Source organism: Pseudomonas sp. 2 (assembly GCF_056627435.1).
Window position 1 is genome coordinate 1 of sequence record NZ_JBWXNG010000002.1, and the last position, 24666, is coordinate 24666.

The 24666-nt window shown below is 62.3% G+C and carries 24 protein-coding genes and 1 riboswitch; of the genes, 6 read left to right on the forward strand and 18 right to left on the reverse strand.

The genetic code is table 11. From position 1 onward, the window contains the following. The first annotated feature begins 60 nt into the window (after window positions 1–60). Window positions 61–1440 (forward strand): sodium:solute symporter family protein, encoded by a 1380-nt coding sequence (locus tag AC1MEK_RS02980; protein ID WP_480394783.1) that lies wholly within the window; start codon window positions 61–63, stop codon window positions 1438–1440. A 255-nt stretch (window positions 1441–1695) separates the two neighbouring features. Beyond that, window positions 1696–1986 (forward strand): hypothetical protein, encoded by a 291-nt coding sequence (locus AC1MEK_RS02985; protein ID WP_480394784.1) that lies wholly within the window; start codon window positions 1696–1698, stop codon window positions 1984–1986. A 174-nt stretch (window positions 1987–2160) separates the two neighbouring features. Here AC1MEK_RS02985 and AC1MEK_RS02990 read toward each other — a convergent pair whose 3' ends face one another. From AC1MEK_RS02990 to AC1MEK_RS03000, 3 genes are all read right to left on the reverse strand, one after another. Then, window positions 2161–2286 carry a PA1414 family protein gene (locus AC1MEK_RS02990; protein ID WP_256601618.1) on the reverse strand — a complete coding sequence of 42 codons (126 nt, stop codon included), beginning with the start codon at window positions 2284–2286 and terminating at the stop codon, window positions 2161–2163. Between the two features lie 193 nt (window positions 2287–2479). Continuing rightward, a complete protein-coding gene (locus AC1MEK_RS02995; RefSeq protein ID WP_480394785.1) occupies window positions 2480–3931 on the reverse strand; it encodes an NCS1 family nucleobase:cation symporter-1 in 1452 nt (483 codons plus the stop codon). 371 nt (window positions 3932–4302) lie between these two features. Next, window positions 4303–5667 (reverse strand): DNA recombination protein RmuC, encoded by a 1365-nt coding sequence (locus tag AC1MEK_RS03000; RefSeq protein WP_480395257.1) that lies wholly within the window; start codon window positions 5665–5667, stop codon window positions 4303–4305. Between the two features lie 1109 nt (window positions 5668–6776). Between AC1MEK_RS03000 and AC1MEK_RS03005 the strand changes: the two genes are divergently transcribed. The 3 genes from AC1MEK_RS03005 (at window position 6777) to AC1MEK_RS03015 (ending at window position 9203) form a co-directional block, all read left to right on the forward strand. Continuing rightward, a complete protein-coding gene (locus AC1MEK_RS03005; protein WP_480394786.1) occupies window positions 6777–7001 on the forward strand; it encodes a hypothetical protein in 225 nt (74 codons plus the stop codon). A gap of 277 nt (window positions 7002–7278) precedes the next feature. Continuing rightward, on the forward strand, window positions 7279–7770 hold the full coding sequence (locus tag AC1MEK_RS03010) for a hypothetical protein (protein WP_480394787.1): 492 nt from the start codon (window positions 7279–7281) through the stop codon (window positions 7768–7770). A gap of 140 nt (window positions 7771–7910) precedes the next feature. Next, window positions 7911–9203, forward strand: a complete 1293-nt coding sequence (locus AC1MEK_RS03015) for an OmpP1/FadL family transporter (RefSeq protein WP_480394788.1) — start codon at window positions 7911–7913, stop codon at window positions 9201–9203. An 887-nt stretch (window positions 9204–10090) separates the two neighbouring features. On the opposite strand, the gene AC1MEK_RS03020 is transcribed toward AC1MEK_RS03015, so the two are convergent. The 11 genes from AC1MEK_RS03020 to cobO form a co-directional block, all read right to left on the reverse strand. Then, entirely contained in the window at window positions 10091–10642 is a 552-nt protein-coding gene (locus AC1MEK_RS03020) for a glutathione peroxidase (protein ID WP_480394789.1), read from the reverse strand. A gap of 168 nt (window positions 10643–10810) precedes the next feature. Beyond that, window positions 10811–11542 (reverse strand): adenosylcobinamide-GDP ribazoletransferase, encoded by a 732-nt coding sequence (locus AC1MEK_RS03025; protein ID WP_480394790.1) that lies wholly within the window; start codon window positions 11540–11542, stop codon window positions 10811–10813. After that, window positions 11543–12124 (reverse strand): alpha-ribazole phosphatase family protein, encoded by a 582-nt coding sequence (cobC, locus tag AC1MEK_RS03030; RefSeq protein ID WP_480394791.1) that lies wholly within the window; start codon window positions 12122–12124, stop codon window positions 11543–11545. Beyond that, window positions 12121–13173, reverse strand: a complete 1053-nt coding sequence (gene cobT, locus AC1MEK_RS03035) for a nicotinate-nucleotide--dimethylbenzimidazole phosphoribosyltransferase (RefSeq protein ID WP_480394792.1) — start codon at window positions 13171–13173, stop codon at window positions 12121–12123. Before cobT ends, cobC begins: the two co-directional genes overlap by 4 nt. Further along, window positions 13170–13691 carry a bifunctional adenosylcobinamide kinase/adenosylcobinamide-phosphate guanylyltransferase gene (gene cobU, locus AC1MEK_RS03040; protein ID WP_480394793.1) on the reverse strand — a complete coding sequence of 174 codons (522 nt, stop codon included), beginning with the start codon at window positions 13689–13691 and terminating at the stop codon, window positions 13170–13172. Before cobU ends, cobT begins: the two co-directional genes overlap by 4 nt. Continuing rightward, window positions 13691–15163: a cobyric acid synthase gene (locus tag AC1MEK_RS03045; RefSeq protein WP_480394794.1), complete on the reverse strand. Its 1473-nt coding sequence runs from the start codon at window positions 15161–15163 to the stop codon at window positions 13691–13693. Before AC1MEK_RS03045 ends, cobU begins: the two co-directional genes overlap by 1 nt. Further along, on the reverse strand, window positions 15160–16152 hold the full coding sequence (gene cobD, locus AC1MEK_RS03050) for a threonine-phosphate decarboxylase CobD (protein WP_480394795.1): 993 nt from the start codon (window positions 16150–16152) through the stop codon (window positions 15160–15162). Before cobD ends, AC1MEK_RS03045 begins: the two co-directional genes overlap by 4 nt. Next, window positions 16145–17053, reverse strand: a complete 909-nt coding sequence (cbiB, locus tag AC1MEK_RS03055; RefSeq protein ID WP_480394796.1) for an adenosylcobinamide-phosphate synthase CbiB — start codon at window positions 17051–17053, stop codon at window positions 16145–16147. The genes cobD and cbiB overlap by 8 nt, the downstream gene beginning before the upstream one ends. A gap of 10 nt (window positions 17054–17063) precedes the next feature. Then, complete coding sequence (gene bluB, locus AC1MEK_RS03060; RefSeq protein WP_480394797.1) at window positions 17064–17714, reverse strand: 5,6-dimethylbenzimidazole synthase; 651 nt, start codon at window positions 17712–17714, stop codon at window positions 17064–17066. Between the two features lie 171 nt (window positions 17715–17885). Further along, window positions 17886–19181: a cobyrinic acid a,c-diamide synthase CobB gene (locus AC1MEK_RS03065; RefSeq protein WP_480394798.1), complete on the reverse strand. Its 1296-nt coding sequence runs from the start codon at window positions 19179–19181 to the stop codon at window positions 17886–17888. Further along, the gene (gene cobO, locus AC1MEK_RS03070; protein ID WP_480394799.1) at window positions 19178–19789 is read right to left on the reverse strand and encodes a cob(I)yrinic acid a,c-diamide adenosyltransferase; all 612 of its coding nucleotides are present in this window, start codon (window positions 19787–19789) and stop codon (window positions 19178–19180) included. Before cobO ends, AC1MEK_RS03065 begins: the two co-directional genes overlap by 4 nt. A 108-nt stretch (window positions 19790–19897) precedes the next feature. Then, a riboswitch (cobalamin riboswitch) is annotated at window positions 19898–20114 on the reverse strand. 124 nt (window positions 20115–20238) lie between these two features. Between cobO and AC1MEK_RS03075 the strand changes: the two genes are divergently transcribed. Continuing rightward, complete coding sequence (locus AC1MEK_RS03075) at window positions 20239–21576, forward strand: PQQ-dependent sugar dehydrogenase (protein WP_480394800.1); 1338 nt, start codon at window positions 20239–20241, stop codon at window positions 21574–21576. 193 nt (window positions 21577–21769) lie between these two features. Here AC1MEK_RS03075 and AC1MEK_RS03080 read toward each other — a convergent pair whose 3' ends face one another. From AC1MEK_RS03080 to hda, 4 genes are all read right to left on the reverse strand, one after another. Then, window positions 21770–22306, reverse strand: a complete 537-nt coding sequence (locus AC1MEK_RS03080) for a C40 family peptidase (RefSeq protein WP_480394801.1) — start codon at window positions 22304–22306, stop codon at window positions 21770–21772. Between the two features lie 94 nt (window positions 22307–22400). Further along, the gene (locus tag AC1MEK_RS03085) at window positions 22401–23093 is read right to left on the reverse strand and encodes a C40 family peptidase (protein ID WP_480394802.1); all 693 of its coding nucleotides are present in this window, start codon (window positions 23091–23093) and stop codon (window positions 22401–22403) included. A 66-nt stretch (window positions 23094–23159) separates the two neighbouring features. Beyond that, window positions 23160–23939 carry an NAD-dependent protein deacylase gene (locus AC1MEK_RS03090; RefSeq protein ID WP_480395258.1) on the reverse strand — a complete coding sequence of 260 codons (780 nt, stop codon included), beginning with the start codon at window positions 23937–23939 and terminating at the stop codon, window positions 23160–23162. Between the two features lie 2 nt (window positions 23940–23941). Continuing rightward, complete coding sequence (gene hda, locus AC1MEK_RS03095) at window positions 23942–24646, reverse strand: DnaA regulatory inactivator Hda (protein ID WP_274135360.1); 705 nt, start codon at window positions 24644–24646, stop codon at window positions 23942–23944. Window positions 24647–24666: the final 20 nt, after the last annotated feature.

Here is a 24666-nt window from a genome sequence, read left to right on the forward strand (position 1 = left end):
ATCGGCGCCCGGCTCAATACCTGTTTCAACACTTATAAAAACAATGATTGGAGACACTCCATGGCTTTAGATATTTTCGTCGTGCTGATCTACGCGGCCGGCATGCTGGTGCTGGGCTGGTACGGCATGCGCAAGGCCAAGACCCACGAAGACTACCTGGTCGCCGGGCGCAACCTGGGCCCGAGCCTGTACATGGGCACCATGGCCGCCACCGTGCTGGGCGGCGCTTCCACCGTCGGCACCGTACGCCTGGGCTACGTGCACGGCATCTCGGGCTTCTGGCTCTGCGCGGCACTGGGCGTGGGCATCATTGCCCTGAACCTGTTCCTCGCCAAACCGCTGCTCAAACTGCGGATCTTCACCGTCACCCAGATCCTGGAAAAGCGTTACAACCCGATGGCCCGTCAGGCCAGCGCGGTGATCATGCTGGCCTACGCGCTGATGATCGGCGTGACCTCGATCCTGGCCATCGGCACCGTGATGCAGGTGCTGTTCGACCTGCCGTTCTGGATGTCGGTGGTGCTGGGCGGCGGCGTGGTGGTGATCTACTCGACCATCGGCGGCATGTGGTCGCTGACCCTGACCGACATCGTGCAGTTCATCATCAAGACCGTGGGCCTGATGTTCATCCTGCTGCCAATCTGCATGTACCGCGTCGGTGGCTGGGACGCCCTGGTGGCCAAGCTGCCGGCGGCGAGCTTCAGCTGGACCACCATCGGCTGGGACACCATCATCACCTACTTCCTGATCTACTTCTTCGGCATCCTGATCGGCCAAGACATCTGGCAGCGCGTGTTTACCGCGCGCACCGAAAAAGTCGCCAAGTACGCGGGTTCCGTGGCCGGTGTCTACTGCATTGCCTACGGCCTGGTGTGCGCACTGATCGGTATGGCCGCGCATGTGCTGCTGCCTGACCTGAGCAACGCCAACACCGCCTTCGCCGCCATCGTCAAAGCTGCCTTGCCGGACGGCATTCGCGGCCTGGTCATCGCCGCGGCACTGGCGGCCATGATGTCGACGGCCAGCGCCGGCCTGCTGGCGGCCTCCACCACCCTGACCGAAGATTTGCTGCCCAAGCTGCGCGGCGGCAAACAGTCGAGCCTGGGCCTCAACCGCCTGTTCACTGCCTTGACCGGCATCGTGGTGCTGGGCATCGCGCTGGTGGTCAACGACGTGATCAGCGCCCTGACCCTGGCGTACAACCTGTTGGTGGGCGGCATGCTGATCCCGCTGATTGGCGCGATCTACTGGAAACGTGCGACCACCGCCGGGGCCATCAGCAGCATGGCACTGGGTTTCGTCACCGCGCTGGTGTTCATGTTCAAGGACGGCCTGGACGCCAACACGCCGATCTACTACAGCCTGGCGGTCGGTCTGATCAGCTTTGTGGTGGTCAGCCTGGTCTCGCCACAGCGCGTGCCCACTACCAGCGTGGCGTGATGGTGCTGTAACAGTTGCGAAACAGATCAAGGGCGCCTTCGGGCGTCCTTTTTTGTGTCCGGTTACAAATATTCCTCGTCCGTGGGGCAGTCACCGCAGATAAAACTGGGCTAGCCTTAATCGGGACAGCAGCGCGCCATGAGGCCGCTACGACGTTGTTCTCAGGGAGGGAATCGCAGGCCTGCTGTCGCACGACAATCCTCTGTTTTCACGCAGTCGGGGTGATTTTCGAACACGTCACAGCCGAGGCTTGTCATGGACCGCATTGAAGTCAAACAGCACGTTCTCGATACACTCGGGAAAATCCTCGTCGACAAATCCCTCATCCAGGAAAAGGACGACGCCATGCTCAGTGAGCTGGTGCTGGACGAAGAAGACTTTGCCCAGTTCTTTTCCGAGCTGCAAAGCGACTTCAACATCGTGCTGCCGAGTCGAATCAAATCGGACATTTCTCATTTGCCAGAGCATTCGGCTTATCACGAGCTGACCCTGCAAGGGCTGGTGGACCTGATTCTGGTGCAGATGAAAGGACGCAAGAATCATTGAACGCAGATGCGTTCGATTTCTGTCTGGGGAGTGACTGAAAAGAAGCTGTTGCGCAGGTTGCAACAGGCGGGAAAAGACGAAGCGGGCTATCGGGCGATAGCACCGCTGGACTTGCTACTGCAGTGACGACTGCGCTTTCAATCCGGTGAAAGCCGTCAAGCCTTGCTGCGATCCTCAGCGACGAGGGCGACGACGCTCGTCATCATCGGTGCGCACGGGAATGGGTTGCAGCTTCGGCCGTTCGATCAAACCCAGCGCAACGCCCACATCGTGAAGCCATTCTTGCAATTTGCTGTTCATATAACGCCCCCTTCAGGGAAATGCCGGCAGCCAACTTCTGGTCCGCTTAACGCAGATCATAGTGCTAAGTCGCACTTTACGCCTGCTACCGAGTGTCGCGGCACAAATTTTTTCCTTCTTTATGTAAAGACATTTCAAACCGCCATTAACCGTGGATTTACCCGACCAACGGCGGCTCACTCCCTTGCGGATTTCAGCCCGAAACCGCTGGCGCCAGCGTGAGACCTTCGTGGGCCTGGCTGCGGCGGGCGAACAGATAGAAGAACGCGCCGCCCAGCAGACAACCGGTGAACCAGGCGAAGTTGGCCATCGACTGCAACGCTGGAACAAAGGTGATCGCAATGCCCGCCAGGGTCGCCAGCACCAGCGCCTTCACGGCGGTGTAGTTAACGCCGCCGCTGTACCAGTAACGCCCCGTCGGGCCATCATTGAACAGCGCGTCGACGTCGATCTGCTGCTTCTTGATCAGGTAGTAGTCCACCAACAGGATGCCGAACAGCGGGCCGATGAAGGCGGCCAGCACATCGAGGGTGTAGTGGATCACCTGCGGGTTGTTGAACAGATTCCATGGCGTGATGAAGATCGAGGCCACTGCGGCGATCATGCCGCCCACGCGCCAGCTGATCTTGCTCGGTGCCACGTTGGCGAAGTCGAAGGCTGGCGAGACGAAATTGGCCACGATGTTGATGCCGATGGTCGCGGTCACGAAAGCGAAGGCGCCGAGCAGCACTGCGACGTCATTGTCGATGCGCGCAACCGTGGCGATTGGGTCATGGAGCATTTCACCGAACACCGGCAAGGTGCCCGAAACGATCACCACGGTGACCAGCGAAAAGGCCAGAAAGTTGACCGGCAAGCCCCAGAAATTGCCGCGACGCACTTCGGACATGCTCCTGCAGTAACGGCTGAAATCGCCGAAGTTGAGCGTAGGACCGGAAAAGTACGACACCACCAGCGCCGTCGCCATGATCACCTGGGACACCGCTTCCCAGCCGGTCAGGGATTTTTCCGACAGGGTGAAGCTGATATTGGCCCAGCCGGCTTTCCAGACGATCCAGCCGGCCAAGAGAAACATCACCGCGTAGACCACCGGCCCCGCCCAGTCGATGAAGCGGCGGATCGAGTCCATGCCGGTCCAGAACACTGCGGCCTGCACCAGCCACAACGCAAGGAAACCGAACCAGCCAAGGTAGGACAGACCGGCGAAATGGGGTTCGGCGTAAACCGACATCTGTGGGAAAAATCGCAGGACCACGATGATCAAAGCACTGGATGCGAGATAGGTCTGGACCCCATACCAAGCGACCGCAATCAGCCCGCGAATCACCGCCGGAATGTTCGCGCCGAACACGCCGAATGCCAGCCGGCAGATCACCGGATAGGGAACGGCCGCCTGCTGGCTCGGCTTGGCCAGTAGGTTGGCAATCAGCTGAATGATGCAAATGCCCACCAGCAGCGCAATCAACACCTGCCAACTGGCCAGCCCGAGGGCGAACAGGCTCGCGGCGAACACGTAGCCACCCACGCTGTGCACATCGCTCATCCAGAACGCGAAAATGTTGTACCAGCTCCACTTCTGCGGCAGCGGCCCCAGGTCCTGGTTATAGAGTCGAGAGCTGTATCCCTTGGGCAAAGGTTCGGTCATCGCATTTCTCCCTGATCGGACGAACGCGGCTCCCGATCGCTGACTGCGTACGGGAACCTGCATGGGTTGTATACGAACTAACAGGCAGAATGCGTGCCATCAGCCGTCAGACGCCGTCAAAATAGCTCTGAATAGCGGCTTTCAGGGGAGCATAAGCAGCACAACGACAGGAAAGAATCAGAGGAAAAGCGCCGAATGACGCCCGCTCTCAGTGCAGCAATGCCTGAGAACAGTGCATTAGAAAATGTATACAACAACAAATGGTGCACAGCTGTAGGAGCGAATTCATTCGCGATGCTTTGCTCCAGGCGATATAGCGATGTCGCCTGGACGATTTTCGCGAATGAATTCGCTCCTACAGGTTGATCCGCTCATTCCGGCAGTTGGAGCAACCCGTCCTCATCGGTCATCGCGCGTTCGAGCAGATCAGTTGGCAGGTTCTTGCTGGCCCGCGCGCCCAGCAGCTTGAGTTGCTCGCTGCGGCTGACCAGATTGCCGCGTCCCTCGACCAGCTTGTTGCGCGCTGCGCCATAGGCCTTGTCCAGCTGCTGCAAGCGGCTGCCGACCTCGTCCAGATCCTGAATGAACAGCACGAACTTGTCGTACAGCCACCCTGCCCGCTCGGCGATTTCCCGGGCGTTCTGGCTCTGGCGCTCCTGTTTCCACAGGCTGTCGATGACCCGCAAGGTGGCCAGCAAGGTGGTCGGGCTGACGATCACGATATTGCGGTCGAAGGCCTCCTGGAACATCGCAGGCTCAGCCTGAAGCGCTGCGGAAAACGCCGCCTCGATCGGCACGAACAGCAAGACCAGGTCCAGGCTGTGCAGCCCTTCCAGGCGCTTGTAATCCTTGCCGGACAAGCCTTTGACGTGGCTGCGCAGCGAATGCACGTGCTGCTTGAGCGCCGCCTGGGCGATCACCGTGTCATCGGTCGAAACAAACTGCTGGTAGGCGGTCAGGCTGACCTTGGCGTCGACCACCACCTGCTTGTCGCCCGGCAGCATGATCAGCACATCGGGCTGGAAGCGCTCGCCATCCGGGCCCTTGAGGCTGACCTGGGTCTGGTACTCACGCCCCTTCTCCAAGCCCGCGTGTTCCAGCACCCGTTCCAGGATCAACTCACCCCAGTTGCCCTGGGTTTTCTGGCCCTTGAGCGCGCGGGTCAGGTTGGTCGCTTCATCGCTCAGACGCTGATTGAGCTGTTGCAGGCGCTCGAGCTCCTTGCCCAGCGAGAAGCGCTCGCGGGCTTCCTGCTGGTAGCTTTCTTCCACGCGTTTTTCAAAGGACTGGATGCGCTCCTTCAGCGGATTGAGCAACTGCCCCAATTGCTGCTGGCTGGTTTCGGCGAAGCGTTGCTCACGCTCGTCGAAGATCTTGCCGGCAAGCTCGGCGAACTGCGCACGCAGCTCATCGCGAGAGCCTTGCAGATCGTTCAGACGCTGCTGGTGACTTTCCTGCTGCTCGCGCAGCTCGGCGCTAAGCGAGGCGCATTGCGCATCCAGGCGACGCAGTTCCGACTCTTTGTAGCTGCGCTCCTGGCCCCATTCTTCCTGGGCCTGACGTGCAACCTCCTGCTGGTGACGCAACAGTTCGGCTTCACGGCGCAGCGCGGCAAGGTCGGCCTGTTTCATCGTGTTGGCCTGCCCCAGATCGCTGATTTCGTCGCGGCAGGCGTCCAGCTGCGCGTTGAGGCCGTCCTGGGCCAGCTGCGCGTTACTCAGGCGCTCGTCCTGCAGCGCGGCCTCGGCCTCCCGTTGTGCAACCCGGCGTTGCAGTTGCCACGCCAACCCCAGCAGCGGCAAGGCCGCCGCCCCCAATCCCAGCAACAGGCTGGTGAGGTCCAAAGCCATAAATTTCCCCAACTCAACTCACAAAAGCGCTGGCGGCATTATGCGCAGAAGCTGGGCTGGCGTCAGATTCTGATTGCGCGTTTGAGAGGGAAGGAAAAAAGCGTAGTACAAAGGTGAAAGGTGCGTACTAGAGCAAGCGCTTGGGACAATCCACAGAAGCTGTGGATAACTCAGTGGACAACGACGCTTTAACCCCCGCAAACGCAGGCAGAATGGGGCCTGCGTTCAAACTGACGATTTTTTCACCAACAAAAAAAAGCGATGATTTTCATTGACTTAATATTTCGCCACCTGAAAACAAGCGCTTAGGACGGAATGTGACAGTGAGATGGCAGCTAATCGCGTTAATGTGCACAAGTCAATTTCCAATCGCTATAAAGCCCTGTGGAAAAATGCGTTTTGCGCTCTTGTTCCGGGAAAACCCGGCAAATCGCCATCTCCTGCACCACAAACTTACTGTGTGGCCTGTGGGCTGAATCACAGCTGAACGGTTGCAATGGACGATCGCGCGCAAATCCGATTGACAAACGGCGCAAATCCGTTCTTGCAAATGCTGACGATTCAAGTACAATACGCGCCGTTAGTACCAAGCTGAAAGTCAATTCTGGTCGAACAAATCCCCGATCACAGTCTGCCGGTTGAGCAGACGGGTCAGAAAAAGGGATCGACCACCTCGATGGTTTCCAGACACTCACTCACGCACTGCCCCCTATTTGCAGGCGTCGAGTCTCATGTGGCCTGCTCAAACCAGCCTGCAAATTGATCAGGATCCTCACCTTGAGCATCGAACCTTTGCTCCTGTTGTGTCGCCTGCCCTCCGAAGTACCTACCAGCTAGCCCAGCGCCACACGATAAATGCGCTCACACTGGCTGCTTGTGTTCCAGACAGGTTCTGCGCCCAGCCCTGACTCGCATTCGAGCATCGGCCCGCGTTGATCTGGAACGATTTTATTTTGCACGCCTCTATTGCGTGTCGATTCAGGAACACCGTAAACATGACTAATCACATTCAGACCCAGGATGCCATCCGCACCCTCACCAACGCCTTCGCGCCGATGAACTGCCTGATCATGGCCGCGCGCAAAGGCTGCTTCAGCTTCACCGTCGTCAACGAACACGGCATCGCCCGTCACAGTGAGCGCCTGTATCCCGATCAGTACTCCAGCCCCGAACCTCTGCAGGCTGTGATCGACCGGACGCGTCAGGCGCTGACCGCCTGATACCGTTCGTCGGCGAAATACCCAGGCACCCAGGCCCCGCCCTGAAAAGGCGGGGCTTTTTTGTGCCTGTTTTCCTTATGAAAATCTGTACGGGCTAATTGCCGCCCGCTATATGGACAGGAATGGAAATCGGGAAATATTTTAAAAACAGCCCTTTACATCGCGAATATGAGACTACGCTTCAACTCAAGCGGTCTGAGCCGCTTCCGGTGGACCCGATTCCATCACCGCTGCCAAGCACCAGGGTCTGCCGGCTCATGAACTTCCCGAGGGTGTTATGGGAATCGCTGCCAGTGAATTGTGCCGTTATGTGATCCGCCCCACGCTGATCTATCTCGGCCGCCACCATCCCGGAGCCGAAAGCTTTCTGCTGGGCGTTGCCGCGAGCCAGTCGGCACTGGGTGCCGAGCTCGACAGCCAGCGCGGCCACGGCCTCTACGGCATCTCCGATACGCTGCATTACCAGCTCTGGGACGGCTACCTGGCCAAGGATCCCGACCTTGCCAGCCTGGTTCGCGGCCTGGCCAGCCAGCATGCCTTTCTCACAGGGCCCGACATCGAGCTGACGGTCAATCTGCGTTATTCCACGGCCATCGCCTGGATGATGGTCGAGGCCAGCCGCTACTCGCTTCCTGCCGACAACGACGTCATGGGGATGGCGCGTATTTGGCGCAGGATATTTCAACCTCAGGGCCGTCTGATGGATTTCACCACGGCCTGGCAAACCTCGGTTCGCCCTTTATTTCAGGCCGAACCGGCCATTTTGTGACTCAGCGGTTTCGCTGAAGATCGCGACAGTTTTCCCCGGATTGTCCTACAAAAACTGCTCTATCTCGGGTGATCCAGCCTATAGCGCGTTATGAAAAATGTTGGTAATTTTCGCGCGGTGATCAACAAGGAGTTCTAACAATGAAAAAAACAATGATCAAATCCAGCCTCAGTCTCGCCATCACTCTCGCCTCCACCCAGATCTTCGCTTCCGGTTTTGCTCTGAACGAGCAGAGCATCAGTGGCATGGGGACCGGTTTCGCGGGTCGTTCGTCTTCTGCCGACGATGCCAGCACCGTCTACGGCAACCCGGCAGGCATGTCGCGCCTCAAACGCCAGCAAGTGACTGTGGGCGTGGCCGCGATCGACGCCAAGACTGACATCAAAGACGCCAGCGGTACCACCACCGGTACCAACAAAGGCGACATGGTTCCATTCACTGCCGTGCCCATGGGCTTTTACGTCAACCCGATCGATGACCACTGGGCATTCGGTCTAGGTGTCTACGCGCCTTTCGGCCTGGTGACCGACTACGAAAGCAGCTTCCAGGGCCGCAACTTCGGCAGCAAGAGCATGGTCAAGGTCGTGACCTTCCAGCCGACTGTCAGCTACGCCTTCAACGACAAGGTTTCCATCGGTTTCGGTCCTACCATCAACCGCATCTCCGGCGTTCTGGAATCGGCCCTGAACGTGAGCCCGCTGCTGGGCGCCCGTACCGGCGATGGCCGCGTGCAGGTCAAGGGCGATGACGTGGGTTACGGCTTCAACGCAGGCGTGCTGGTACAGGCCACCGACAGCACCAGCCTGGGTCTGACTTACCACTCCAAAGTCACCTACAAGCTCGACGGTCATACCGAAGTCACCCCGGGTGCTGGCGTACCGGCCACCGTACTGGGCGCAGGCCGCTACGACGGCAAGCTGAGCCTGGATACACCGGAATCCGTGGACTTCTCGGTCACTCAGAGCATGACCGACGACTGGAAACTCTACGCCGGTGCCACCTGGACGCGCTGGAGCCGTCTGCAGGACATTACCGTGCGTAACTCCGGCGTGACACGCGCAGGGGGTGCCGCAGCGCCGACGCTGGTCAGCACCATCAGCGAAGAGCAGAACTGGCATGACACCTGGGCCTACGCGCTGGGTACTTCCTACCAGCTGAACAAGCAGTGGGTGCTGCGTACCGGTCTGACATTCGATCAGTCGCCGGCCAACAACACCGACCGCTCGCCACGCATCCCGACCGGCGACCGTACGATCTTCAGCATCGGCGCTGGCTACAGTCCGACTGACGACATCACCATCGACGTTGCCTACTCCTATCTGGATGAGGAAACCGTCAAGGTGAACCGTACCAACGCACTGGGCCAGCGTTACTCGTCCAAGTACGACAACAGCGCTAACGGTTTCGGCCTGGGCCTGACCTACCGCTTCTGATGCCGTTGGCGGAACCGGCCGACACCGGTTCGCCATACCAGAGAGCCCCGCAGACAGCGATGGATGCGGGGTTTTTCTTTTTTCGAACGGGGATTGATCCATTTCCTGTGGGGTGGCGGCTTTCTCTGGTTCTGGCTAACGCCAGATTCAAGATCAAGTGCGTTCCGGCTAACGCCAGACCTGTTTCGACTTCGTCGAGTTACTTGATGACCCCAAGTAACCAAGGGTCTACGCTCCCTGTCCGGCCCGGCTTCGCCGGGTTCCCTCCTTCCGGCATTGCTCCGTGGGCCCGGCGCGAATGGGCTATCCATGGCCCCGCGCCTCGCGCGGCATCCTGCCGCTTGGCCCACTGCGCAACGCCTCCACTCGGCCTCCCAAAGTCGCAATTTGTGGTGTCTGTAAGATTTGTGTACGCAAACACCACATCCTCCCCGTAGCAGCACGGCTTGCCGGCGGGAGCGATCTTGCGGACGTCCCCGCCGGCAAGCCGTGCTGCTACGGGCGGGTGTCGTGCTTTTGATCTGGCATTTGATCTGGCTTTTGATCTTCGTACGCAAATCTCACAGGCGCCGCCAAACGCGACTTGGGTGCAGGCTGAATGGAGGTCTCGTGGAGTGGGCCAAGCGGCAGGATGCCGCGCGAGGCGCGGGGCCATGGATGGCCCATTCGCGCCGGGCCCACGGAACGGGACCGGAATGAAGGAAGTCCGACGAAGGAGGACCCAAACCAGGAGCAAAAGCGCTTTGGTTACTTTCGCGCTTTTCGAAAGTGACCCGCCGTAAGGGCGGAACCATAAGCCGCCGTGACCGAAGAAACGGATATGCCCACAACTCCGCGAGCCAACAAAAATCTGCTTTTCACGTTAACAAACACAAACCCCACGAACATCAGGGCTTCGAAGCAATAGCCCTCTCAACCGCCGAAACCAACTCAGGATCATCCGGCTTGGTCATGCTGGAAAAACTGGCAATCACGTTCCCCTTGCGATCCACCACATATTTATAGAAATTCCACCGCGGCGCATTGCTCTGCTCGGCCAGCACCTTGAACAGATGAATCGCATCCGAACCCCGTACCGGCTGAGGATCAGTCATGGTGAAGGTCACCCCGTAATTCACATAACAAACCTTGGCCGTCTCGGCCGTGTCATCGGCCTCCTGCTTGAAGTCATCGGACGGCACGCCCAACACCTCCAGTCCCTGCCCCCTGAACCGCTGATTGAGCGCCTCCAGCCCCTTGAACTGCGGCGCGAAACCACAGTGGCTCGCCGTGTTCACCACCACCATCGGCTTGCCCGCAAACTGCTTGCACAGATCGATATCCTGCTTGGCCCGAAGCTTGGGCAGTTCACCCTGCAACAGCGGCGGGCAATCGGCAGCGAGCACCACCCCGCTCATACCGAGCAAAAGCACAGGAAGGCAAATCCAGCGGGTTTTCATGGCGGCATCCATTCAAGGCAAGAAAGCGGGGGACAGAACCACACGCTACTCCCAGATACGCCAGATGCCTAGCGTATCCAGAGTTACCACGTTCCAACGTAGCAGCATGGCTTGCCAGCGGGAGCGATCCTGAGAACGCCCCGCCGGCAAGCCGTGCTGCTACGGGACTTACATCAACGCCAGACCTACCAGCACCAACATCTCCAGCAACTCCAGCATCGCCCCGGCAGTGTCACCGGTGGTCCCGCCCAGGCGCCGGATCATCAGATGGCGCAGCCAGAAGAACCCTAGTGCGGCCATCAGCAGAGCCCAGACACCCGCCCAGCCCGCCACCAGCACACAACCCAGGGCCGTCACGCCCAGCACCTGAACCCCGATGCTGCGCGGCAAGTGGTCGGCCAGTGCCTGCCCCAAGCCACCAGCGCGTACATAGGGCGTATTGATGAACAACCCCAGCAGCGCCGCGCGGCCAATCACTGGCGCCAACAGCAGCCAGATACTGTGATGAGTTTCGACCAACGCCAGCAGCGCGGTGAACTTGAGCAGCAGCACGATGACCAGCGTCACCACCGCGATCGGTCCGCTGCGCGGATCTTTCATGATGGTCAGGGTGCGTTCGCGGTCACCAAAGCCGCCCAGCCAGGCGTCGGCGCTGTCGGCCAGGCCGTCCAGGTGCAAGCCGCCGCTGAGCAGCACCCAGGCGGCCAGCAGCAGCGCTGCGTGCAGAAACAGCGGCGCGCCCTGAAGAATCAGGTTCAGCGCCATCAGCAGCGAGCCGAACAGCACGCCCACCAGCGGATAGAACAGCAGCGAGCGGCCCAACGCCTGGGGCGCAGGCATGCCCGGCAGGCGTATCGGCAGGCTGCTCAGAAATTGCAGGGCGATCCAGAACGGCAGCATTCAGACCTCCGTCAGTTGACCATCAGCTGCGACGGTCAGGCCAAACAACCCGCCATGGCCGACCACCACTTGCAGCAGTTGCTCGCGGGGCAAGCCGCGGGCCTGAGCCAGCAGCAGGCGCATGGCGCCGCCGTGGCTGATCAGCAGGATTCGTTCGCCGTCGTGAGCCTGCTGCAGGCGTTCGACCGCCCCCAGCACCCGCGACGCAAAGGCCAGCACCGGCTCGCCGTTAGGCGGGGTGAACGCGTAGGGATCCTCCCAGAAACGACCCAGACCTTCGGCGTCGGTCTCCATCAATTGCGCGGTGCCAATGCCTTCCCAGTGGCCGAAATGCAGCTCCTGAAGATCCGACTCCAGTTGCAATGGCAGCGACAGGCCCGAAGCGAGTTCCTCGGCAAACCGCGCACAGCGCTGCAAAGGCGAACTGACAATCCGCTCCCACGGCGATTCAAGAGCCAGCTCGGCCACCGCCGCACGCATCTGCTGCCAGCCGATGTCGGTCAGGGCGTCGTCGAGGCTGCCGCGCAGGCCACCACCGAACTCGGTCTCGCCATGGCGCAGCAGGTCCAGACGCAGTGTCATGCCGGGCGATCCGCCACAGCGGCTTCGGCGAAGGTCGCCATGCCGTTGTGCAACTCACAGGCCAGACGCAGCAACGGCACCGCCAGCGCCGCACCGCTGCCCTCACCCAAGCGCAGGCCCAGTTCCAGCAGCGGTTCGGTCTGCAAGGTTTCCAGCACATGCCGATGGCCCGGCTCGGCGCCGCGATGGCCGAAGAACAGCCATGGCCGGCACGACGGGTTGATGCGCACGGCCACCAGCGCGGCTACAGTGCAAATGAAGCCGTCGACCAGCACGGCAATGCCTTCCTGTGCGCAGGCCAGATAAGCGCCGACCAGCGCTGCCACTTCGAAACCACCCAAGGCTCGCAGGCTGCCCAGCGCATCGCCCTTTTGCGCAGCGTGCAGTTGCAGCGCCTGCTCGATGACCCGAGCCTTGTGATTGACCCCTTGCGCATCCAGCCCTGTGCCCGGTCCGACCAGCAGCGGCGCCGGGCAGCCGAGCAGCGAGCACGCCACCGCGCTGGCCGCCGTGGTGTTGCCGATGCCCATCTCACCGCCGATAAACAGCTCGGTGCCAGCGGCCTTGGCCCGCAATACGCTGTCGCGCCCGCCTGCCAGTGCGCCTTGCAGCTGCTCATCGGTCATCGCCTCGCCCTTGGCGAAGTTGGCGGTGCCAGCGCCCAGGCTCAGATGGCGCACACCCGGCAAGTTCAGCGGCGCCACGGTGCCCAGGTCGACCACATCCAGTTGCGCCGACAACTGTCGGGCCAGCACGCTGATCGCCGCGCCGCCCATGATGAAGTTGTGCAACATCTGCCCGGTGACCGCCTGCGGGTAGGCTGAGACGCCCTCTTCGACCACGCCATGGTCGCCGGCGAAGATCGAAATCCAGACCTTGTCGACCTTGGGTTTGACTTGCCCTTGCAGCGCCGCCAGTTGCACCGCGACCGCTTCCAGCTGGCCCAACGACCCGGCAGGTTTGGTCAGTTGCTGCTGACGGGCCAGCGCTTGTTCGCTGATGTCAGGGTTGATTGCTTGGGCAGGCGCGAGCCACCAGGCATTGCTCATAGTGCGGATCCTTTGAGAGTCATGGGCAGGCCGGCGACCGTGAACACCACGCGCTGGCAGCGTTCGGCCAGCGCCTGATGCAGCCAGCCGGCTTCATCGACATAACGACGGGTCAGCTCGCCGAGGGGCACCACGCCCAGCCCGGTTTCGTTGCTGACGAAGATGATTTCGCCCGGCAAGGTCGCCAGGCATTCGAGTAATGCATCGCGCTCCTGCGCCAGTCGCGGCTGATCATCCAGCATCAGCAGATTGGTCAGCCACAGTGTCAGGCAGTCCACCAGCAGGCAGCGGCCTTCTGCCGCGTTTTGCTTCAACACGCGGGCCAGCTCCACCGGTTCTTCGACCAGCGCCCAACTGTCCGGGCGACGCGCGCGGTGCTGCGCCACCCGTTCGTTCATTTCACCATCCAGCGGTTGGCTGGTGGCGATGTAAAGTACATCCAGCCCGCTTTCGCTGGCCAGCCGTTCCGCAAGGCGGCTTTTGCCGGAGCGGGCACCGCCGAGGATCAATTGCAGCATCAGGCGTTCTCCAGCCCGCAGAGTTCGCGGAGCAGTTTGCCGTCCAGGTGTTTCTCCACCAGGTCGGCCAGCCGTTCGATGTCGCGTTCGCGCAAGGCGTGGTAATCCACCTGCTGCACGTCTTCAAGACCGGCCCAGCGCAACAGGGCGCTGCTCGACGCTGGGTTTTCGAACAGGCCGTGCAGATAGGTGCCCAGCACCTGGCCATCGGCGCTACAGGCGCCATCGCAACGGCCATCGCTCAGTTGCACCAGCGGGTTTTCCAGCGCGGGTCCGGTGGTCACGCCTGCGTGAATCTCGTAACCGATCACGTCGGCGTCCTCCAGCGTCAGTCGCCCACTGACATTGCGCAGCTGTTTTTCCTTCTCCAACACCGTGCTCATGGCCAGCAGCCCGAGCCCCGGGCTGGAACCGGCCGCGCCTTCAAGGCCCAGCGGATCGTGAAGTTGTTCGCCGAGCATCTGCAGGCCGCCGCAAATGCCCAGCACCTTGCCGCCGTAGCGCAGGTGGCGCTGGATGGCGGTTTTCCAGCCATTGGCGCGCAGGTAAGTGAGGTCGCTGCGCACGCTCTTGGAGCCCGGCAGGATGATCAGGTCGGCGGGCGGAATCGCCTGGCCCGGCCCGATGAATTGCAGATTGACCTGCGGGTGCAGGCGCAACGGATCGAAATCGGTGTGATTGCTGATGCGCGGCAACACCGGCACCACCACGTTCAACACGCGCTCGGCCTTGTCGGTCTGGCGCTGATCGAGGCCGTCCTCGGCCTCCAGATGCAGGTCCATCACATAAGGGAGCACGCCGACCACCGGTTTGCCGGTGCGCTGCTCCAGCCAGTCCAGGCCCGGCTGCAGCAGGGCGATGTCACCGCGAAAACGGTTGATGATGAAGCCTTTGACCCGAGCCTGCTCGCTGGGCGACAGCAGCTCCAGCGTGCCTACCAAATGAGCGAAGACGCCGCCGCGATTGATGTCGGCCACCAGCAGTACCGGGCAATCCACCGCTTCGGCGAAGCCCATGTTGGCGATGTCACCGGCACGCAGATTGATTTCCGCCGGCGAGCCCGCGCCTTCGACCATCACCACCGGCCAGCCTTCGCTCAGCCGCTTGTGCGAGGCGAGCACGGCCTGCATGGCGATGGCCTTGTAGTCGTGATAGGCGACCGCGTTCATGGTGGTGACCGCGCGGCCGTGAATGATCACCTGCGCGCCCGTGTCGCTGTTGGGCTTGAGCAGCACCGGGTTCATGTCGGTGTGGGGTTCCAGCCCGCAGGCCTGCGCCTGAACCGCCTGGGCGCGGCCGATTTCGCCGCCGTCGGCAGTGACTGCGCTGTTGAGCGCCATGTTCTGCGGCTTGAACGGCACGGTGCGCACGCCCTGACGGGTGAGCCAGCGGCACAGCGCGGTCACCAGCGTGCTCTTGCCAGCGTCAGAAGTCGTGCCCTGCACCATGAGCGTTTTGCCAGTGGCTGTCATGCGTCCTCCCGGGGGAATTCGCTCAACACCCGCTCCAGTTTCTGCCAATGAACTTCGTCGCGAGGCAGACCAAAACGCAGGCTGCTGTTGGCAGTGAAGATGCGCAGCAGAACGCCCCGTTGCGCGCAGAATTCGTGCAGCTCGGCGGCGCGTGGCGTGATCAGCCACTGAAACAGCGCGCAGCCGCCATGGGGTGCCAGGCCATGGCGAGTCAGCAACTCGGCCAGGCGCTGGCTGGCCTGTTCGGTGCGCAGGCATTGCGCGCGATGGCCTTCGACATCGTTCAGGCACGCCTGACCGAGAATCCGCGTCGGCCCACTGACCGACCACGGGCCGATCTGCCGCGCCAGCACTTTGAGAAAGCGCGACTCGGCCAGCACGAAGCCCAGCCGCACACCCGCCAGGCCAAAGAACTTGCCGAACGAGCGCAATACGATCAGCCCCGGGCGCTCGGTTTCGGCGGCCAGGCTTTGCGCGGGCGTGTTGTCCATGAAGGCTTCGTCCACCACCAGCCAGCCACCGCGCTGGGCCAGCCGCGCGTGCCACTCCAGCAGGCGCGTCGGGGTCAGGCTCAGGCCCGTGGGGTTGTTCGGGTTGACCACCACCAGCACGTCGAGCACGTCGATGAACAGCTCGATTTCATGCTCCAGCACTTCACGCACCAGAAAGCCGTTGCTGCGCCAGGCCTCGGCGTGTTCGGCATAACACGGCGACAGCACGCCGACCTTGCCCGCCTGACGCAAACGCGGCAGCGCCTGGATCGCGGCTTGCGAGCCGGCCACCGGCAGCACATCTGCGGCGCCGTAGTAAGTACGCGCCGCCTGCTCCAGCCCGTCGTCGGTTTCCGGCAGCCGCGCCCAGGCCGACTCAGGGATCGACGGAATCGGCCAGGACCACGGCGAGATGCCGCTGGACAGGTCGAGCCATTCGGCTTCCTCGATCCCGTACTTAGCGATCGCGCCCCGCAACCGCCCGCCGTGCTCAAGCATAGAATTCAGTCCCCAGACACAGAATCAGCAACCACAGCCAAACGCCGCGCTGCACCAGTTGCCAGCCACGATCGATGGAATCGGCGTCGGCCGGCACGCCTTCGCCCAGTTGTGGACGTTGATGCAGCTCGCCGTGATAAATCGCCGCCCCGCCCAGCTCGACGCCCAGCGCTCCGGCGCCGGCCGCCATCACGGGGCCTGCGTTGGGGCTGTCCCATTTCGGTGCCTGGGTGCGCCAGCAGCGCAGCGCCAGGCGGGTTTTGCCCAGCAGCGCGTAGGTCAGCGCCACCAGGCGAGCAGGAATATAGTTGAGCAGGTCGTCGATCTTCGCCGCGGCCCAGCCAAAGCGCTCGAAGCGCTCGTTGCGATAGCCCCACATGGCGTCCAGCGTATTGCTCAGGCGATACAGCACCAGGCCCGGCGCGCCGAGCACGGCGAACCAGAAGATTGCCGCGAACACCGCATCACTGCCGTTTTCCAGCACCGATTCGGTGGCCGCGCGGGCGACCTGGGTGGCGTCCAGTTCGCTGGTCTGGCGGCTGACCAGATAGCCCACGCGCTGGCGGGCCTGTTCCAGATTATTGGCGCGCAGCGCCTGGGCCACGGGTTCGACGTGTTCGCCCAGGCTGCGCAGACCCAGCGCGCAGTACAGCGCCAGCACTTCGACCAGCCAGCCGACGTAGGGCAACCAGCTCAGCAGGGTCGCCAGCAGGGTCAGCGGCACGACGGCGATGAACCAGGCCGTGACGCCATGGCTGCGCCAGCCACGGCCGCCCGCGTTGAAACGCTGCTCTATACGCTCGGCAAAACCGCCGAACGCCACCAGCGGGTGGTTTCGTTTCGGCTCGCCCAGCAGCGCATCCAGCGCCACCCCGGCGACACTCAACAACGCCACGCTCATACCGCCCCACTCATGTCGCCACTCCCCATGTGTTCTCAAAAACCAGTTCTTGCAACGGGCGTGCCTGGGCCCAGCCTTCGAGCACCAGCATCGGCGCCGGGTAAAAGCCTTCGACCGGCCCCAGACACAGAATCGCCAAGGGCTTGGAGCCTTCAGGCATGTGCAGCAGATCGGCCAGCGCCTGTGGCTCGAACAGCGACACCCAGCCCATGCCCAGCCCTTCGGCGCGGGCAGCCAGCCACAGATTCTGGATCGCGCAGGACAAAGACGCCATGTCCATTTCCGGCAGCGTCCGGCGGCCGAAGATGTGTTTCTCGCGATCATCCATCAATGCGGCCACCAGCACTTCGGCGCAATCGTTGATGCCCTCGACCTTGAGCTTCATGAAGTCATCGGAACGCTCACCCAGGGCTTCGGCGGTGCGCACACGCTCAGCCTCGACCTGCGCCTGAATTTGCCCGCGCAAAGCCCGGTCACTGATGCGGATAAACCGCCAAGGCTGCATCAGGCCGACGCTGGGCGCCTGATGCGCCGCTTCCAGCAAACGCGCCAGCAACTCGGGCGCCACCGACCCGCCGCAGAAATGGCGCATGTCGCGGCGCTCGGCGATGGCGCGGTAGACCGCAGCCCGTTCATCAGCGCTGAAGGCGTGGTCAGTCATGGCTTACTCCGAATTTCACACCTGCCACCAACGCCCGAATCGACAAACAACCTGTGGGAGTGAGCTTGCTCACGAACGCGCTTTGCGGGAAATGCAGCGGCGTCAGCCAGCTCTGATTCGTGAGCAAGCTCACTCCCACAGGCAACGGGCGCAGCATGTGCGAAGACACCGTCATGGCTTGAGCAGCGCCGCCATCGCCTTGGGGTTGGACGGGAAATAAAAATGCACGTACGAGGCGGTCATCCGCCCTTCGCGGTACACCGCTTCGGCGCCACGGCCGCCATTGGGGCTCACGCCCCGGGCAATCGGGGTCAGTTCGGTGCTGGTCAGCGAATGGTGATAGGTGTGCCCGCGCAAGGTGCCTTCGGGCAAGTCGACAGCCTGCAACGCCAGGGCCGCCAGACGCTTCTGCATCACCGCCTCGCCATCGAGCAGGCCCACCAGTTCGGCGCGCTGGCCATCGACATCGGTCAGGGCGTTGAGCAGGTACAGCATGCCGCCACACTCGGCCAGCAGCGGTTTGCCAGCGGCGTGGTGAGCGCGAATGGCGTCGAGCATCGAGACGTTTTGCCCCAGCGCCACATGGTGCAATTCCGGGTAGCCACCGGGCAGGTACAGGCTGTCCGCGTCGGGCAACTGCCGGTCGCGGATCGGCGAGAAAAACTTGAGCGTGGCGCCCATCGCCCGCAGCAAGTCGAGGCTGGCGCCGTAGGTAAAGGCGAAGGCTTCGTCATGGGCCACGGCGATGCGCACACCGGCAAGCCACGGTTCGACCGGCACGATCTGCGGCGCGGCAAAGGTCACCGCAGGCGGCAGGGCTGAATCGCAGGTGCTGGCCAACGCGGCAGCGGCGGCGTCCAGGCGAACGTCCAGATCGTTCAGCTCGCTGGCCTGAACCAGGCCCAGATGGCGGCTCGGCAGCTCGATCCCGGTTTCCCGGGAGAGCGCGCCGTACCAGCGCAGGCCTTCCGTGAGGCTGCCTTCGAGCAATTGCGCATGGCGCACTGTGCCCACGCGATTGGCCAGCACCCCGGCAAAAGGCAGGTCCGGCTGATAACGCGCAAGGCCCAGCGCCAGGGCGCCAAAGGTCTGAGCCATGGCGGTGCCGTCGATCACGCCGAGCACCGGCACGCCGAAGTGCCGCGCCAGGTCAGCGCTGGACGGCGTGCCGTCGAACAGCCCCATCACGCCTTCGATCAGGATCAGGTCGGCCTCGCCCGCCGCTTCCCAGAGCAGGCGCCGGCTCTCGTCTTCACCCACCATCCACATGTCGAGCTGATAGACCGGATGGCCGCTGGCGCGCTCCAGAATCATCGGGTCGAGAAAATCCGGCCCGCATTTGAACACCCGCACCTTGCGCCCCTGATTGCGATGCAGGCGGGCCAGCGCGGCGGTGACGGTGGTCTTGCCCTGCCCGGAAGCAGGCGCGGCGATCAGCACCGCGGGACAGGTGCGCGGCTCACTCACAGCTCGATGCCCTTCTGCGCCTTGATACCGGCCTGGAACGCGTGCTTGACCACGGCGATCTCGGAAACGGTGTCGGACAGGTCGATCAGTTCCTGCTTGGCGCCACGGCCGGTGATCACCACATGCTGCATCGGCGGGCGGGCCTGCAGGTCGCCAAGGACCTGATCAAGATCCAGATAGCCGTGCTTGAGGGCGATGTTCAGCTCATCGAGGATCACCAGGCCGATCTCCGGATCGCGCAGCATCTGCCGGGTGACCGCCCAGGCGGCCTCGGCGGCGGCGATATCACGCTGGCGGTCCTGGGTTTCCCAGGTGAAGCCTTCGCCCATGACGTGGTAGCGCACCTGCTCGGGGAAGCGGCGGAAGAACAGCTCCTCGCCGGTGGCATTACGCCCCTTGATGAACTGCACCACGCCGCACTGCATGCCGTGGCCCATGGCCCGGGCGAGCATGCCGAAGGCCGAGCTGCTCTTGCCTTTGCCGTTGCCGGTCAGTACCACCAGCAGGCCGCATTCGTTGGGTGCGCTGGCAATGCGCTCATCGATGATCGCTTTCTTGCGCTGCATGCGCGCCAGGTGGCGTTCGTCACGTTCGGGGGATTCGCTCATCTCGGCTCTCCGCTTGAGGGGCAGACAGGACAGACGAAGGACGCAGGCAAGGACTGACAGCAGGCACCGGAACAGTCCGGGCCTGCGCAGAGCATCGCCCTCCGTGATGCCGTTCGGGTGGATCAGGCCGGTCTCCGGACTCATGAGCGATGCTGCCGGCCGCGCGCCTTCCCATGCCCATGGACACAGTGGCATCGTGCGCAGCCTTGACTCATTTACCGTTGCGGAGGCAGTGCCGGGATAGATCGCGAACGCTCGCACCGGCTTCCCTGTTTCACCCTGTCGACCGGTCGCGGTCGCGGGCACCTGAAACAATCGGCGAAGGTTAGAGGGTTGACCCCGGAGCGTCAATCGAACAGGCGTTTGTTCTGCGGTTGAACCCCTTACCGCACTGCGTCTCTATTTCATACACATGCCATTGCATGACTGCCAGGAAAGGGAGATCGAAGATGCTCACGCGCAAACCCCAGGTTGTGATGTTGCTGTTGGTAGCGGCGGGCCTTTCGGCCTGCGGTGAATCCTCCAGGTTGCAGGTGGCCGACGGCATGGGCCCCTCGCCCCAGTTGCCCGAGCCGAACAAGACCCTGATCCCCACTGTGAACATCGCCCCGGCCGTGGGCTGGCCGGCCGGCGCCAGGCCGGTCGCAGCGCCGGGCACCCAGGTGGCGGCCTTCGCCGAAAACCTCGACCACCCGCGCTGGCTGTACGTGTTGCCCAATGGCGACGTGCTGGTGGCCGAAACCAACGCACCGCCCAAACCCGACGACGGCAAGGGCATTCGCGGCTGGGTCATGAAGAAAGTCATGGGCCGCGCGGGCGCGGGCGTGCCCAGTCCGAACCGCATCACCCTGCTGCGCGACAAGGACCACGACGGCGTCGCGGAAACCCGCACGGTCTTTATCGACCACCTCAATTCGCCCTTCGGCATGGCGCTGGTGGGTAACAACTTTTACGTCGCCGACACCGATCGCCTGCTGCGCTTCAACTATGTGCCGGGCGAGACCTCGATCAAGGGCGAGCCGCTGAAAGTCACTGACTTGCCCGGCGGCACGCTCAACCACCACTGGACCAAGAACGTCATCGCCAGCCGGGACGGCAAGAAGCTCTACGTGACCGTGGGTTCGAACAGCAACGTTGGCGAGAACGGGCTGGATGCCGAAAAAGAACGCGCCGCGATCTGGGAAGTGGACGCCGCCACCGGCAACCACCGGATCTTCGCTTCAGGCCTGCGCAACCCCAACGGCATGGACTGGGACCCGGTGACTGGCAAATTGTGGACGGCGGTGAACGAGCGCGACGAAATCGGCAGCGATCTGGTGCCCGACTATGTGACCTCGGTGAAGGACGGCGGTTTTTACGGCTGGCCGTTCAGCTATTACGGCCAGCATGTGGATGTTCGTGTGTCCCCGCAGAACCCCGAGCTGGTACAGAAAGCCATCGCTCCTGACTTTGCCGTGGGCCCGCACACCGCCTCGCTGGGCCTGGCCTTCGCCGATGGCAAATCACTGCCAGCACCGTTCAACGAGGGGTTGTTCGTGGGCCAGCACGGCTCCTGGAACCGCAAACCCCACAGCGGCTACAAGGTGCTGTTCGTGCCGTTCAAGGATGGCAAGCCGAGCGGTACACCGGTGGATCTGTTGACTGGCTTCCTCAACGCCGATGAAAAGGCCCAGGGCCGGCCGGTGGGCGTGGTCAACGACAACAAGGGCGGCGTGCTGGTGGCCGATGACGTCGGCAACAAGATCTGGCGAGTGACGGCGGCGCGGACGGTGCAGGCGGCTAACTGATGAAAGCCGTTGCACGATCCGCTTCTGCCCGGAGGGCGTAGGAGCCCTGCTTGCAGGCGATCTGCCGGGAACCGGCAGTAAACCCTGTGCATCCAGTGTGTCTGACACGGCGGGGTGAAGTGTTTTGCTGCCGCTTCGCGCCAGATCGCCGACAAGTCGGGCTCCTACGGCCTTCGGCCAGAGGCAGTCCTGCTTACTGCCTGGCAAGATTCGACGGCTGAATCACCCGCTTGGCATTGAGCCAGGCTTTCTGCCAATACGGCTTGTCGAGGCTGTCGAGCTTGACCGTGCCGCCGGTGGCCGGTGCATGCACGAAACGCCCTTCGCCGACGTAGATCCCGGCGTGGCTGACGTTGGAGCCGCCGTTGGTGGCAAAGAACACCAGATCACCGGTCTGCAACTGGCTGCGGTCGATGTCCGGGCCGCGCAGGTTGATCATCTCGCGTGTCGAGCGCGGCAGGCTGATACCGGCGGCGCCCTGGTAGACATAGCCGATCAGGCCACTGCAATCGAACCCTGAATCCGGCGTGTTGCCGCCCCAGCGATAGGGCGTGCCGACCAGCCCGATGGCACGCAACAGCACGTCATCGGCGAGCGGGGAAGAAAACTGGGGAGGAGCGGAAACCACAGGCCTGGAAACGACCTTGGGAGGGGCTGGCGGTGGAGTGCTGGAACAAGCAGCCAGCAATGTAGCCAGTGATACGACAGCCAGGCGAACCGTAAACGACATAAACACAACAACCTTTCTAGGATGCGGCGAACTCTGCCGGGAGCCAGGACTGCGTGCAATCAGGCTTTCCCTGATTGCACACCCGGTAAAACGGTTACTTGCGGTGTTGGCGCTTGATTGTAGTCGAAGTCATCGCAGTCGTTGTTTCCGGAACCTTGGAAGGTGCCATGGCCAGCGCGCGCTTGGCTTCGATGAAAGTACGGGCCCAGTAGGCGTCGTCGAGGCTATCGACGCGCACACCACCGCTGCGGCGGCTGCTGGAGTGGATGAACTGATCATCGCCCAGGTAGATACCGGCGTGGCTGACGCGGCCGCGGCCTGCGGTGCTGAAGAACAGCAGATCGCCTGGCTTGAGGTCGTTGCGTTTGACCAGTGGGGCATCGATGTTGATCATTTCACGCGAGGAACGCGGCAGGCTCATGCCAGCCTCTTCGCGGAACAGGAAACCGATGAAACCGCTGCAATCGAAGCCCGAAGTGGTGGAGGTACCACCGAAACGGTAGCGGGTACCGATCAGCGACTTGCCACGTTCCAGGATGCTGTCAGCCAGAACCGGCAGTTGGTAAGGCTTGTTGCCTTCAAACTGGGCCAGTTCGTCTTCGGTGGCGATCTCGTCGTCCAGTACGGAACCCGAGTAATCGGCACGCTTGGCAGCGCTTTGAGCGGTAACCGAATCCTTCATCTGAGGATTCTGCGACTGTTGTTGCGACGCTGGCATCTGGGCCGCGCAGCCGAACAGCAGCGTAACGAGTGCGAGAGGCACGAGGGGTGCGAAGCGATTCAGCATGGGCACGACCGTGGCAATTTTGTAAAGAAGGCGAGACTATGCCCTCTATCGTCATCATTTGCAAATTCAATCGACACAAATGTGACTTACCAGTGACTCCATGACATCTAAGGCCCGACACCTCAGAAAGGCGTCCATGTGCACGGAGTGGTCGGTCGACGAGGGATTTATCTCGGCGGTAAAGCCTCCCGTGACCCGCGTGCGCAGCATCGGCTCGTGAATATACGGGAAGCTGGCGGTGGTACCAATACTGAGCACAGCATCGAAGCCTTTCGCCATCTCCTCGTACAGCACATTCAATGCCAGCTCTGGCAACATTTCCTCGAACAGCACCACCGGCGGGCGCAATACGCCTTGGCATTGCCTGCACAAGGGCGGCAATGGCCGGGTGAGGTGTTCACTCAATTGAGGGTCTTGTGCGCCGCAGGACTGGCAATAGAGCGGCGCGAGGTTGCCGTGAATCTCGATCAGCCGCTCCGGCGGGCTGCCCGCCGCGCGATGATAACCGTCGACATTCTGCGTCAGCACCCAGCATTCGGGCTTGTGCCGCTGCAACTGGGCGATCGCGTAATGCGCCGCATTGGGCCGTCCGCCCAGGCACGCGCTGCCTAATTGGGCAATGTATTTCCAGCACAGCGCCGGGTCGCGGCGCAGCATCGGCCCGGACAGCGCCATTTCGATCGGCAGGCCGTCGTCGGTGTGGCCGTTGTACAAGCCGCCGACGCCGCGGTAGGTCGGCAAACCCGAATCGGCGGACAACCCGGCACCGGTGATGATCAGGATACGCCTGGCACGACGCAGTGCAGCGGCCGTCTGCAGCACGATGGCTGGATCGACCGCTGGCAGGCTCACCAGCCCAGCGTCTCTTTAAGGAAAGGAATGGTCAGCTTGCGCTGGGCCTGCAACGAGGCCTGGTCGAGCTGTTCGAGCAAATCGAACAAGGCGCTCATGCTGCGCTTGCCGCGGGTCAGGATGAAATGGCCGACTTCATCGGTCAGGTGCAGGCCGCGACGGGATGCGCGCAATTGCAGGGCTCGGAGTTTTTCCTCGTCGGACAGCAGGCGCATCTGGAACACCAGGGCCATGGTCAGGCGGGACTTGAGGTCAGCCAGCTTGACCGGCAATTCGCGAGGCGAGCAGGACGCGGCGATCAGCAGGCGACGGCCGCTGTCACGCAGGCGATTGAACAGATGGAACAGTGCCTCTTCCCACTCCGGCTTGCCGACGACGGCTTGCAGGTCGTCCAGGCACACCAGTTCGTATTGCTCCAGGTGGTCGAACAGCTCGACGCCTTCTTCGAGCAGCTCGGCCATGGGCAGGTAAACGGCGGGCTCGCCCAGTTGCGTCAGACGCAGGCAGGCCGCCTGCAACAGATGCGTGCGCCCTACCCCGTTCTTGCCCCACAGATAGATCAGGCTTTCAGTCCACCCGGCGTCGGCCTCGCACAGACGCTCGACATAGCCGAGTGCAGCGGCGTTGGCGCCCGGGTAGTAATTGATGAAGGTGGCGTCGTCGCGCAGACGCACACTCAGGGGCAGCTGAACTGGTTTCATGCTGGCTAAACGATCCGCGA